This is a genomic window from Ferrimonas sp. SCSIO 43195 (genome assembly GCF_023716685.1).
Taxonomy (GTDB): domain Bacteria; phylum Pseudomonadota; class Gammaproteobacteria; order Enterobacterales; family Shewanellaceae; genus Ferrimonas; species Ferrimonas kyonanensis.
In genome coordinates this window covers 4,292,887-4,305,547 of sequence record NZ_CP072679.1, presented here as the reverse complement: position 1 = coordinate 4,305,547, position 12,661 = coordinate 4,292,887, and the positions used below count along the sequence as shown (strand labels likewise).

The window sequence follows — 12,661 nt, the reverse complement described above, 5'->3', positions numbered from 1 at the left end:
CATGGTCTCCTTGCCGGCATTGCCCAAATGGCGACGGCCCGAGGTCAACTGGTATTCCCTGGTGGGGATACTGATGCTGATACTGGTGCTGGTGTTGCTGGCATGGGGCGGTAACCGGCTTGGGCAGACACTGGCGGACGCCGACCGCTTACCCATCAGCGAAATCGCCCTGGTGGGAGAGCGGAGCTACACCTCGGATGCGGAGGTGCAGCAGGCGCTGGCCGGTATCGATGGCGCCAGCCTGGTGACCGCCAACATGCAGGGGGTGGCAGCAGCGTTGACCGATCTGCCCTGGGTTAAGCGGGTCACGGTGCGTCGGGAGTGGCCAAATCGGTTACGGGTGTATCTGGTGGAGCAGCAGCCACAGGCGCATTGGAATGGTGACCACTGGCTGAATCAGGACGCGGATGCATTTACCGCGCCGGCTCGCCCCGGATTGGTGCCGCTGCCCGAACTTTTCGGGCCGGCGGACAGCAACCAAAAAGTGTGGCAACACTGGCTGATATTCAGTCAGCTTTTGCGGTTAAATGGGTTTGAGCCAGCGGCGCTGGAGTTGACGGCCCGCCATGCCTGGAAGGTACAGCTCAAAGACGGGTTGGAGCTGCGGCTGGGAAGGACCGATGGCGTCGAGCGCCTGCAGCGGTTTATTGACCTGTGGCCGACGCTGAAAACGCAAGGAAGACGAGCACAATACATTGATCTTCGGTACGATACGGGATTGGCCGTGGGTTGGCAGTTAGAACAACAAGAGAATCAATAGAGCATGACTAAGAGTCAGGAACGTAATCTCATCGTCGGGCTGGATATCGGCACCTCCAAGGTGGTGGCGATCATTGGTGAACTGATGCCCGATGGGGTCATCAGCATTGTCGGCCTGGGCAGCCAGCCTTCCCGGGGCATGGACAAGGGTGGTGTCAACGATCTTGATTCGGTGTCACGCAGCATCAAAAACGCCATTGGTCAGGCGGAGATGATGGCCGATTGTCAGGTGGGTTCGGTGTTCCTGAGCATCTCCGGCCGGCATGTGGACAGCCAGAATGAAAAGGGCATGGTCTCCATCGACGACGATGAAGTGACCCAGGATGACGTCGACCACGCCATCCACACCGCCCGCTCGGTGAAGATTCCCACCGAGCGTCGCATCCTGCACGTGCTGCCTCAGGAGTTCAGCATCGACGAGCAGGAGGGGATTCGCAGCCCGGTGGGTATCTCCGGCATGCGGATGCAGGTGGACGTGCACATCGTTACCTGCTCCAACGACTGGGCCAAAAACATCATTAAATGTGTCGAGCGTTGTGGCATCCAGGTGGAAGACCTGGTGTTCTCCGCCCTGGCATCCGCCGATGCGGTGCTGACCCAGGACGAGAAAGACCTCGGTGCCTGCCTGGTGGACATCGGCGGCGGCACCACCGACATCGCCATCTACACCAATGGCGCCTTGCGTCATTGTGCGGTGATTCCAGTGGCCGGCAATCAGGTCACCAACGACATCGCCAAGATTTTCCGCACCCCGCTGGCCCACGCCGAGCAGATAAAGGTGCAGTACGCCTGTGCTCGTAGTGCCCTGGTCAGCCAGGAGGAGAGCATCGACGTTCACTCCGTCGGTGGCCGGCCGTCTCGAACCATGTCCCGCCACACCCTGGCGGAGGTGGTGGAGCCCCGTTACCAGGAGATCTTTGAACTGGTGCAGGAGGAGTTGCGCAGCAGTGGCTTTGAAGAACAGGTGGCGGCGGGGATCATCCTCACCGGCGGAACCTCAGCCATCGACGGTGCCGTCGAAGTGGCAGAAGAGTGCTTTGGCATGCCGGTCAGGGTGGCTATCCCTACGGAATCCAAAGGGTTAAATGAATATGTCAGTGAGCCAAGCTTTGCAACACCCGTTGGCTTGCTGTACTTTGGCGCCGAAAGAATCCGCGATCGCGAGCGCGAACGGGAAACCGGCAACGGAGTCACCAGCTTTTTGGATCGAATCCAAGGTTGGTTTAAGGGTGAATTTTAGCGGCCGATGGCAGTGGGACAGGGTAGGATAGCGCCCCTGTCTGCATGACGCGGCGGCCGCAGGGTCGATAGAACAATTTGGACGCAGGCTAAACGGAGATATATGTATGTTTGAGGTCGTGGATGCGCACACCGAAGATGCCGTCATTAAAGTGATTGGTGTAGGTGGCGGTGGCGGGAATGCCATCGAACACATGGTCGAACAGACCATCGAAGGAGCTCAGTTTATCGTGGCCAACACGGACTCGCAGGCATTGCGCAAGTCCTCGGCGGGCACCACGATTCAGCTGGGCAAGAATGTCACCAAGGGCCTGGGCGCCGGTGCCAACCCGGCCATCGGCCACGAAGCGGCGATGGAGGACAAAGAGTCCATCCGTGCAGCCTTGCAAGGGTCTGACATGGTGTTCATTGCCGCCGGCATGGGCGGTGGCACCGGTACCGGTGCGGCGCCAGTGGTGGCCGAAGTGGCCAAGGAGGAGGGAATCCTCACCGTGGCGGTGGTGACCAAGCCGTTCGTGTTTGAAGGCAAGAAGCGTTCGGCCTATGCCGATCAGGGCATCGAAGAGCTGTCCAAGCACGTGGATTCCTTGATCACCGTGCCCAACGACAAGCTGCTGAAAGTGCTGGGCACCAAGACCAGTTTGCTGGAAGCGTTCAGCGCCGCCAACAACGTGCTGCTGGGCGCGGTACAGGGGATTGCCGAACTGATCACCCGTACCGGTCTGATCAACGTCGATTTCGCCGACGTGAAAACCGTGATGTCCGAAATGGGCAATGCCATGATGGGCACCGGTGTCGCCCGTGGTGAAAACCGCGCCGAAGAGGCGGCGGAAGCGGCCGTCTCCAGCCCGCTGCTGGAAGACATCGATCTGACCGGTGCCAAAGGGGTGCTGGTGAACATCACCTGTGGCATGGATCTGTCCATCGAAGAGTACACCCTCATCGGTGACCACGTTCGTGCCTACGCGTCCGAGAACGCCACCATCGTGGTGGGGACCGTGATCGAACCGGAGATGAGCGACGAGATTCGGGTGACCGTGGTGGCTACCGGTATCGGTGCCGATAAGAAGCCAGACATCCAGATCGTGGTACCGCCAAAAGCGGCGACGCCACCGCCTCAGCCGGTGGCTACCCCTGCACCGACTCAGAACCTGGAGCAGCCAGCGGTGTCGATGCAGCCGATTCGGGTCGAGCCGGCGGTCAGCAGTGAGCCCGTTGCGCCTCAACCGGCGGCACCGAGCTCCAACCCGCAAAGCAATGCCGCTCCGGCTCAGGATCCTCAGAAAGGGGCTTACCTGGACATTCCGGCATTCCTGCGCAAGCAGTTGGATTAAGCCACTGGAAATGAGCTCCTCTGACCAGATTTTGGCCTGAGGGATTTTTTCTGGTAGAATATGCGCCCTTAATTGAGTTTATACGAGAGCAGGACCGTCTATGAGTAAACAACGCACTCTGCAACGCCCGGTTCAGGCTACTGGTGTGGGTCTCCATTCCGGTAACAAGGTAACCATGAGCATTAATCCCGCCCCAGTGGGCACAGGGATTGTGTTTCGTCGTACCGATCTGACCCCCGCCGTTGAGATTCCTGCTGCCGCAGGTCTGGTGCGTGAAACCACTCTGTGTACCGGTCTGGTGAATGAACAGGGTCACCGCATCGCCACCGTTGAGCACCTGCTGTCGGCTCTGGCCGGCCTGGGTGTCGATAACGCCGTTATCGAGGTGGATGCCCCTGAGATTCCGATTATGGATGGCAGTGCCAGTCCATTTGTCTTTCTTCTGCAGACCGCCGGTCTTGTGGAGCAGCCTGCGTCCAAACAGTATCTGCGTATCCGCAAGCCGATTCGGGTAGAAGAGGGTGACAAGTGGGCCGAGTTCCGCCCCTACAACGGCTTTAAACTCAACTTTGCCATTGACTTTGATCACCCGGAGATCGCCCGTAGCCAGCAGAAGATGGTGATGGATTTCTCCTCTGCCGAGTACATTAAGCAGGTGAGCCGTGCCCGTACCTTTGGGTTCATGCGCGACATCGAGTACCTGCGTGCCAACAACCTGGCACTGGGCGGTAGCATGGAAAATGCCGTGGTTCTGGATGAGTTCCGCATCCTTAACCCAGATGGTCTGCGGGTCGACAATGAGTTCGTGAAGCACAAGATTCTGGATGCCATTGGCGATCTGTACCTGGGGGGCTACGCCATCCTGGGTGAGTTCACGGCGTACAAGTCAGGCCACGCTCTCAACAACCAGTTGATTCGGGCCGTGCTGGAGCAGCAGGAGTGCTGGGAGCTGGTGAGCTTTGAGAAGCCACAGGAAGTCCCGATGGACTACCTGGCTCCGGTTACCGCTTGATGCGATTATGATTTCTTCTGGCCGCCCCCATGGGCGGCCAGTTTTTTTAGTTTCTCCCCTAAGCTACCGCCTAATGAATTTGCCAGCTCCTGAAGCTGATCGGCGGCCTGTTGGCTCAGTTGATTGGTATTTTTTGCAACCGGGCGCTGAATCCTGGATAACCCCGGGTTGACTTTGATCTCAATAGTGGTGAGCATTGGGAAGTTTTGTTGCCTGAGTTGTTGCAGCAGCTGCATCTTTTGAAATTGCAGTCTGGTGGCCCAGGCGGCGGAGTCCGTTTCAATAATGACGACGCCGTTGCGCACATTGGCAACCCGATAGCGGCCATTGAGCTCGTTACCCACTAATTGGGTAACAGCCTGCTGCAATCTTCGCAGAGTGTCGGTTCGCTGGCGAACGTCGACCAGCTTATGGCTCATGAGATCTGCAAGGTCAGTCGGTTTTGATTTCATACCAAGACAATAAACAAAAGATAAGTACTCCATGAGTGTAACAGTCTTTATTAAGGGAAAGCACGGTGTCAGGCACTGGCAACCGGGAGCCGGGTGGTTTTTATTGCCTCTGGTCCTGGTAGCGGCTGGCATCGGTCTGTGGAAGGTCAGCAGTGATCAGCTCCAGGACGCCCTGCGCCAGGTGGCGGAGGCGCAGAAGAGCCAGACCGAAGACCAGGAGCAGGTGCAGGAAATCAAGCAGCTGACTCAGACCCAATTGGCGACCCTGGCGATGCGCCTGGGCCGCATGCAAGCTCAGATGAACCGGCTTGAATCCCTGGGTATTACCCTGGCCGACAAGGCCGAACTAACTGAACAATTTGATTTTTCGTCTGAAGTAGGCCTAGGCGGTGCCAACGCCGATCAACTCGGTGACGTCGAGTTGAAGCAGCTTTTGCTGGAGATGGAGCAGCTCGCGGTGCGACTGCAACGCTCCGATGAAAAGCTGAGCCTACTTGAAACTGTCGATCGCAATCACCATATCGATTTAAGCAGCTATTTGTCCGGACGTCCTATCGTCAAGGGCTGGCAGTCTTCCGATTATGGGATGCGCAATGATCCATTCACCGGACGACCCGCGATGCACAAAGGCATCGATTTTGCGGGAACCGAGGGTGGGGATGTCGTGGCTACTGGCGCCGGAGTGGTGACTTACTCCGGCGAGATGTTTGGCTACGGCAATCTGGTAGAGATTGATCATGGTAACGGTTTGAAAACCCGATATGGTCATAATAAGTCGCTTTTGGTCAAGGCAGGCCAGGTGGTCAGCAAAGGCGACGTCGTCGCCGAGCTGGGCAACACCGGCCGATCTACCGGACCCCATGTACACTACGAAGTGTTGCGCAATGATCGGCAAGTAGACCCTAACAAATACGTGTATCGTAAGCCCCGCAGCTAGTGGAACTTGAATGGTAACCACGCTGAAATCTGGTCCTGCCAGCCGAAGCGTAAGTCAAAAGTGAATTAAAACGATGTTTGCACAACTCCTCACCAAAATTTTTGGTAGTAAGAACGAACGGACTCTGAAGCAGCTGCGCAAGGTTGCCGAACAGGTCAACCAACTGGAAGCGGAATACGAAGCGCTGAGCGATGAACAGCTCAAGCAGAAAACCGAGGAGTTTAAGAAAAGGGTGGCCGACGGGACCAGCCTGGACGACATCCTTCCGGAAGCCTTTGCCGTGGTTCGTGAAGCGTCCAAGCGTGTGTTTGGTATGCGTCACTTCGACGTGCAGCTGATGGGCGGCATGGTGCTGCAATCCGGCCGCATCGCCGAGATGCGCACCGGTGAAGGTAAAACCCTGACCGCGACCCTGCCGGCTTACCTGAATGCCCTGACCGACAAAGGCGTTCACGTCATTACCGTCAACGATTACCTGGCTACCCGGGATGCGGAGTGGAACCGTCCGCTGTTTGAATTCCTGGGCATGACCGTTGGCATCAACGTACCAGGCATGGGCCCGCAGCAGAAGAAAGAGGCCTACGCGGCCGACATCACTTACGGAACCAACAACGAGTTCGGTTTTGACTACCTGCGCGACAACATGGCTTTCTCTGCCCCGGAGCGGGTGCAGCGTCCGCTGTTTTACGCCATCATCGATGAAGTGGATTCCATCCTGATCGATGAGGCCCGGACACCGCTGATCATCTCCGGTGCCGCCGAAGACAGCTCCGAATCCTACATCAAGGTCGACACCATCATTCCGAAGCTGACTCGTCAGGACCAGGAAGACACCGAGGAGTACACCGGTGAGGGTGACTACACCATCGATGAGAAGGGTAAACAGGTTCACCTGACCGAGCGTGGCCAGGAGAAAGTGGAGCAGTTGCTGATGCAGATCGGCATGCTGCCAGAGGGCGACTCCCTCTACAGTGCCGCCAACATCTCGTTGCTGCACCACGTCAACGCCGCCCTGCGGGCGCACACCCTGTTTGAAAAGGACGTCGACTACATCATTCAGGACGGCGAAATCGTCATCGTGGATGAGCACACCGGCCGTACCATGCCTGGTCGTCGCTGGTCCGAAGGTTTGCACCAGGCGGTGGAAGCCAAGGAAAAAGTTAAGATTCAGAACGAAAACCAAACCCTGGCCTCCATCACCTTCCAGAACTATTTCCGCCTGTACGACAAGTTGGGTGGCATGACCGGTACCGCCGATACCGAAGCGTTCGAATTCCAGCATATCTATAACCTGGATACCGTGGTGGTGCCGACCAACCGTCCTATGGTTCGTGACGACCGCCCTGATCAGGTGTACCTGACCGAGCCGGAGAAGTTTGAGGCCATCATCGCCGACATCAAGGATTGCCAGGAGCGCGGCCAGCCGACGCTGGTGGGTACCATCTCCATTGAGGCGTCCGAACTGCTGTCCAACGCCCTGCGTAAAGCCAAGATCAAGCACAACGTTCTGAACGCCAAGTTCCACGAACAGGAAGCGCAGATCGTGGCCGATGCCGGCCGTTCCGGTGCGGTGACCATCGCCACCAACATGGCCGGTCGTGGTACCGACATCGTGCTCGGAGGCAGCTGGCAGGCGGAGCTGGACAAGTTGAGCGCCGATGGGGCCAGTGAAGACAAGATTGCCGAGAAGAAGGCCGATTGGCAGCAGCGCCATGACGCGGTACTGGAAGCCGGTGGTCTGCACATCATCGGTACCGAGCGTCACGAATCCCGTCGAATCGACAACCAGCTGCGTGGCCGTTCCGGTCGTCAGGGTGATGCCGGTTCCTCCCGTTTCTACCTGTCCATGGAAGATTCGCTGATGCGCATCTTCGCCTCTGACCGTGTCTCCGGCCTGATGAAGAAGCTGGGTATGGAGAAGGGCGAAGCCATTGAGCATCCATGGGTAACTAAATCCATCGAAGGCGCCCAGCGCAAGGTGGAAGCACGCAACTTCGACATCCGTAAGCAGTTGCTGGAGTTCGATGATGTGGCCAACGACCAGCGTAAAGTGGTGTACGCCCAGCGTAACGAGCTGATTGAAAGTGACAGCATCGCCGAAACCATCGAAGTGATCCGTGAAGACGTACTCAGCAACGTCATCAACAGTTACATTCCACCCCAGTCTCTGGAAGAGATGTGGGACGTTCCAGGCCTGGAAGAGCGCCTGAACTCCGAGTTTGCCCTGCAACTGCCGATCAGTGCCTGGCTGCAGGAGGACGACGATCTTCATGAAGAGACGCTGCGTGAGCGCATCATCGACGCCTGGAGTGCCGCCTACAAAGAGAAAGAGCAGTTTGTCGGTGAACCGGTACTGCGCCAGTTCGAAAAGGCGATCATGCTGCAGACTCTGGACAACCTGTGGAAGGAGCACCTGGCGGCCATGGATCACCTGCGTCAGGGCATCCATCTGCGCGGTTACGCCCAGAAGAACCCGAAGCAGGAGTACAAGCGTGAATCGTTCGAGCTGTTTGAGAACATGCTGGAATCGTTGAAGCACGACGTCATTGCGGTGCTGTCTAAGGTACGAGTGCAGACTCAGTCGGAAGTGGACGAGATGGAAGCCAAGCGCCGTGAGCAGGAAGAGGCTCTGGCGGCTCAGCGTAACTACTCCGGTGCCGGTGAGCAGGAGCAACCACAGCAACCTAAGGTCGGTCGTAACGAGCCGTGCCCCTGTGGCTCAGGTAAGAAATACAAGCAGTGCCACGGTAAGCTGGCGTAACCCCCCTGGTGCAGAGAATGCCAGTCTTCGGACTGGCATTTTTTTTGAAGAAAGGAATGCTCATGGAGATTCAGAAAATCGTCATCGGTCTGGTGGCCAATGATCGCAACCAGTACCTGATCAGCCTGCGTCAGGGCAAGCAGCACCTGGCGGGTAAGTGGGAGTTTCCCGGTGGTAAGCTGGAAGCGGGGGAGACGCCGCTACAGGGGCTGAACCGGGAGTTGCAGGAGGAGGTGGGACTGGAAGTCGGTGACGCCGAGTTGATGGAGCGCAAGGTGTTTGCGTTTTCGGATCGCACCCTGGAACTGCACTTCTACCGAGTGACCCAGGTTCGGGGGCAGGCGGTTGCCCGCGAGGGGCAGCCGCTGCGCTGGGCCAGCGTCGCGGAGTTAAAGCAGTTGCCTTTCCCCGACGCCAACCAGTCGGTCATCGACCGGCTGTAGCGCTTCCTCAGTCCGGCTGCTTAAAGAAGTCGCCCTGGTCGTAGCCCAGATCATCCGGCAGTTCCGGGTCCGCCGCAATGGCGTGTTTCTCATCGGCCCAGTCGCCGAGATCGATGAGCTTACAGCGCTCGCTGCAGAACGGCTTGAACGGGTGTTCGTTGTCCCAGGTGACCTTGGCGCTGCAGGTCGGGCATTGTACTTCTAAGGTCATGGGCTCTCCATCGACAGTGACATCATAAAGGGGATGTTACGCACATCGGCGTTGCCCTGCTCATAGTGCATCATATTGATGCTGAAACGGTTCCTATGACCACTGATGATAGGGTAGCAGCCGTAGTGATTGTCCAGGCGCAACCTCAGCAGTGCCAGGGGCTGGGGCGCATTATGGAGAAATTGCCCCTGCACCGCCACCTTGTTTTGCCATGGGCTGCATTCCCGAATCAGCTGCAGCTGCAGCTCAACGGCATTCAGCACCGGCGCCAGGGTCGCGATCCATTGTTGCATCTGCGCCAGTCGAGTCTCTTTTGACAGGTGCAGCCAGTATTGAAGCCGCGGCAGATCGAAGCCGCAGGCGCCACCGGCCAGGCTGATTCGCTGTCGAATCTGGCTGAGAAATTTATCCTGCTTGATGCTCTGACCGGGCCGCTCCATCTGCTGCAATGCCTGGCTTTGACCTTCCAGGGTACTGACCAGGGCGCGCAGCTGTTGCTGATCCACCCCGGCCTGGCTCTGCCACTGTTTGACCAGGGTCAGGCTGTTATCCAGCTGTTTGCCGAGATCACCCTTCAGATCGGCTCGCTCCAGTACTTCACACAGCTCAAACAGGGTGCGAAAGAAACCACGGTGGCTGCTGGCCTGATTGCCACTGCGGGCATCAGACAAAGCTTGATGGAGCTGCTCTACCCGCAGGTACAGTCGGGTGCGCTCATTGAGCGGGTGTTCAAATACCGTTGTCTGAGTCATGGTTCCTGGCTAGGGTTAGATACTGTTGGTGCAGGGCGTCCACCTGTTGAGTAAGGTCGGTCAGATCGCCGCTGTTGTCAATGCGGTCATCGGCGCCGTCCAGTCGTTGCTGGCGGCTGGCCTGATTGGCCATGATGTTTTCCACCAGGCTGCGGCTGTTGTCGTCCCGGGCCATGGTGCGACGAATCTGTTCCGCTTCCGGCAGATCCACCACCACCACCCGCTCTACCAGAGATTGCAGGCCGTTTTCGATCAGCAGCGGGATCACCAGCAAGGCGTAGGCGGAGCGTGCTTGCCGTCCACGTGCCACCATGGTGGCGCGCACCAGTGGATGGATCAAGGCGTTGAGCCAGGCCAGCTCCTGCTCGTCGTTAAATACCCGCTGTCGCAGCGCGGCCCGATCCAACTGACCCTCACCATTCAAAACGTCGGCGCCGAAATGGTCGACGATGGCCGCGAGGCCGTCACTGCCCGGGGCCACCACCTCGCGGGCGATGAGATCGGCATCGATGAGTTCGATGCCGCGGTCGGCAAACAGGTTGGCTACCGTGGTTTTGCCGGAACCGATGCCGCCGGTGAGGCCGATCAGCAGGGCGCTCATAGGCCGAGCATCCGGCTTAGGTACCAATGGATGATGTCGTTGCCCCACAGGATTGCCACCCAGCCGGCGGCGATGATCCAGGGGCCGAAGGGCATGGGGTGGTCACGATTGAGTTTGCCCAGCGCCATCTGCCCAAGGCCGAAGACGGCGCCGAGGACGGAAGAGAGCAAAATGATCAGCAGCAGCGGCTGCCATCCCAGCCAGGCGCCAAACAGCGCCAACAGCTTGAAGTCGCCGTAGCCCATCCCCTCTTTGCCGGTGAGCAGTTTAAAGCCCTGGAACACACTCCACAGGCTCAGGTAGCCGAACGCGGCACCGATCACCGCGGTTTCCAGTGGCACCAGCCCGCCATAGAGGTTAAACAGCAGTCCGGCCCATAGCAGCGGCAGGGTAATTTGATCCGGCAGCAGCATGGTGTCGGCATCGATGAAGGCCAGGGCGATCAGCCCCAGGGTCAGCAGCCACAACGCCAGGAAGGTCAGGCTGGGGCCGAAATGCCAGGCCAGGGTCGCAGATAGGATGCCGGTCAGCAGCTCGACCATAGGATAGCGCCAGCCGATGGGGCTCTGGCAGTGATGACAGCGGCCTTTGAGCAGCAGGAAGCTCAACAGTGGAATGTTATGCCGGGCCGGAATCGGAGTCTGGCAATGGCCACAGCGGGAGCGGGGCACCGCCAGATTGAACGGGCTGGGCAGATCCGGCATGGTTACCGGCTGCTGACAATACTCCTGGCATTCCAGGCGCCAGTCGCGGTCCATGATCAGCGGCAGGCGATGGATCACCACGTTTAAAAAGCTGCCGATGATCAAACCCAGCAGGGCGGTGCCAGTCACAAAAAGCCAGGGCTGCTGTTGCAGTAGGGGAATCCAGTAATCCATTTATCTATTCAGCTGAATGAGTTAACTAGGGAGATCCTAGCCGACCACGCTACCTAATTGGAAGATCGGAAGATACATTGCCACAACTAAACCGCCGACTAAGGTGCCGATGACCACCATCAGCAGGGGCTCGATCAGGCTAGAAAGGCCATCGACGGCATCGTCCACCTGCATCTCGTAGATGGTGGCGATCTTATTCAGCATCTCATCCAGGGCGCCGGATTCCTCACCAATCATCACCATCTGCACCAGCATATCGGGAAAACGCCGCTGGCCCCGCATTGCCATGTTCATCTGCATGCCGGCAATCACCTCTTGGCGAATGGTGGCAATGGCGCGGCGATAGACCGCATTGCCGCTGGCGCCGCCGGCGGACTCCAGCCCTTCGATCAGCGGCACCCCGGCGGCAAAGGTGGTGGCCAGGGTACGGGCAAAGCGGGCGATGGCGCCCTTATTCAGGATCGGGCCGACCAGGGGCAGTGACAACAGCAGCGCATCGACGCGATCGCGAAAGGTGACGGAGCGGCGGTGGCAGAGCACAAACCCCCATACCAGCGCTACCAGGGTGGCAACGAAGTAGGGCCAGGCGTGTTGCAGAAACCGGGACAGACCGATCACCATCTGGGTAAAAGCCGGCAGCTGGGCGTTAAAGCTGGCAAAAATCTCTTCAAACTGTGGCACCACAAACAGCAGCAGAATCACGGTGACGATCACCGCCACCAGGATGACGGCGGTGGGGTAGAACATCGCCTTCTTGATCTTCGATTTCAGTGCCTCGGCTTTCTCCCGGTAGGTGGCAATTCGGTCAAACACCCTATCCAGGGCGCCGGAGTGCTCACCGGCTTGAATCAGGTCGCAGTACAGCTCGTCGAAATGCAGCCGGTGCGGCCGCAATGCCTGAGACAGCGGCAGCCCCGCTTCCACTTGCAACAGCACCTCTCCCAGCAGCTGACGCATGCTGGCTTTTTCATGACCCTGACTGATCATCTTCAGGGTGGTTACCAGTGGCACCCCGGCTAGCAGCATGGTGGCAATCTGGCGGGTGATCACCGCCACGTCCATGGCGGTGACCTTGGTGTTGCGGTTGAACAGGGGCTGCGGCTTGCGCTTCAGGCGGATGGCATGAATGCCCTGGCGTCGCAGCTGTGCCCGAGCCTCCTCCTGGCTGTGGGCACGAATTTCCCCCTTGGTTCGCTGGCCGGCTCGGTTGGCCCCTCGCCACAGGTACTCGATCACTTTCAACTGCGCCGACGCTGCCGTTTTGCTGCCGGACATGGCGACT

At 58.5% G+C, this 12,661-nt stretch carries 13 protein-coding genes; 7 read left to right on the top strand and 6 right to left on the bottom strand.

Going from position 1 to position 12,661, the window contains the following annotated elements:
• The first annotated feature begins 1 nt into the window (after window position 1).
• The 4 genes from J8Z22_RS19860 (at window position 2) to lpxC (ending at window position 4,344) form a co-directional block, all read left to right on the top strand.
• The gene (locus J8Z22_RS19860) at window positions 2-760 is read left to right on the top strand and encodes a cell division protein FtsQ/DivIB (protein ID WP_051252262.1); all 759 of its coding nucleotides are present in this window, start codon (window positions 2-4) and stop codon (window positions 758-760) included.
• 3 nt (window positions 761-763) lie between these two features.
• Window positions 764-1,999: a cell division protein FtsA gene (gene ftsA / locus J8Z22_RS19855; RefSeq protein ID WP_028111517.1), complete on the top strand. Its 1,236-nt coding sequence runs from the start codon at window positions 764-766 to the stop codon at window positions 1,997-1,999.
• 106 nt (window positions 2,000-2,105) lie between these two features.
• Window positions 2,106-3,332: a cell division protein FtsZ gene (gene ftsZ, locus J8Z22_RS19850; protein WP_028111518.1), complete on the top strand. Its 1,227-nt coding sequence runs from the start codon at window positions 2,106-2,108 to the stop codon at window positions 3,330-3,332.
• 100 nt (window positions 3,333-3,432) lie between these two features.
• Complete coding sequence (gene lpxC / locus J8Z22_RS19845) at window positions 3,433-4,344, top strand: UDP-3-O-acyl-N-acetylglucosamine deacetylase (protein ID WP_028111519.1); 912 nt, start codon at window positions 3,433-3,435, stop codon at window positions 4,342-4,344.
• A 5-nt stretch (window positions 4,345-4,349) separates the two neighbouring features.
• On the opposite strand, the gene J8Z22_RS19840 is transcribed toward lpxC, so the two are convergent.
• Complete coding sequence (locus tag J8Z22_RS19840) at window positions 4,350-4,829, bottom strand: DUF721 domain-containing protein (RefSeq protein ID WP_169629187.1); 480 nt, start codon at window positions 4,827-4,829, stop codon at window positions 4,350-4,352.
• On the opposite strand from J8Z22_RS19840, the gene J8Z22_RS19835 reads away from it, so the two are divergent.
• The 3 genes from J8Z22_RS19835 (at window position 4,828) to mutT (ending at window position 8,937) form a co-directional block, all read left to right on the top strand.
• Entirely contained in the window at window positions 4,828-5,733 is a 906-nt protein-coding gene (locus tag J8Z22_RS19835) for a M23 family metallopeptidase (RefSeq protein WP_028111521.1), read from the top strand. The genes J8Z22_RS19840 and J8Z22_RS19835 overlap by 2 nt on opposite strands.
• A gap of 73 nt (window positions 5,734-5,806) precedes the next feature.
• Window positions 5,807-8,494, top strand: coding sequence for a preprotein translocase subunit SecA (gene secA, locus J8Z22_RS19830; RefSeq protein WP_028111522.1), 2,688 nt, complete (start codon window positions 5,807-5,809; stop codon window positions 8,492-8,494).
• A 62-nt stretch (window positions 8,495-8,556) separates the two neighbouring features.
• Window positions 8,557-8,937 (top strand): 8-oxo-dGTP diphosphatase MutT, encoded by a 381-nt coding sequence (gene mutT / locus J8Z22_RS19825; RefSeq protein WP_028111523.1) that lies wholly within the window; start codon window positions 8,557-8,559, stop codon window positions 8,935-8,937.
• A gap of 7 nt (window positions 8,938-8,944) precedes the next feature.
• Here mutT and yacG read toward each other — a convergent pair whose 3' ends face one another.
• From yacG to J8Z22_RS19800, 5 genes are read right to left on the bottom strand one after another with little or no spacing between them, the layout of a single operon-like run.
• On the bottom strand, window positions 8,945-9,148 hold the full coding sequence (gene yacG, locus J8Z22_RS19820; RefSeq protein WP_028111524.1) for a DNA gyrase inhibitor YacG: 204 nt from the start codon (window positions 9,146-9,148) through the stop codon (window positions 8,945-8,947).
• Complete coding sequence (locus J8Z22_RS19815; protein WP_028111525.1) at window positions 9,145-9,900, bottom strand: cell division protein ZapD; 756 nt, start codon at window positions 9,898-9,900, stop codon at window positions 9,145-9,147. The genes yacG and J8Z22_RS19815 overlap by 4 nt, the downstream gene beginning before the upstream one ends.
• Window positions 9,878-10,501: a dephospho-CoA kinase gene (gene coaE, locus J8Z22_RS19810; RefSeq protein WP_028111526.1), complete on the bottom strand. Its 624-nt coding sequence runs from the start codon at window positions 10,499-10,501 to the stop codon at window positions 9,878-9,880. The genes J8Z22_RS19815 and coaE overlap by 23 nt, the downstream gene beginning before the upstream one ends.
• Window positions 10,498-11,379 (bottom strand): A24 family peptidase, encoded by an 882-nt coding sequence (locus J8Z22_RS19805; protein ID WP_028111527.1) that lies wholly within the window; start codon window positions 11,377-11,379, stop codon window positions 10,498-10,500. Before J8Z22_RS19805 ends, coaE begins: the two co-directional genes overlap by 4 nt.
• Before the next feature lie 36 nt (window positions 11,380-11,415).
• Entirely contained in the window at window positions 11,416-12,654 is a 1,239-nt protein-coding gene (locus J8Z22_RS19800; protein WP_252007754.1) for a type II secretion system F family protein, read from the bottom strand.
• Between the last annotated feature and the right edge of the window lie 7 nt (window positions 12,655-12,661).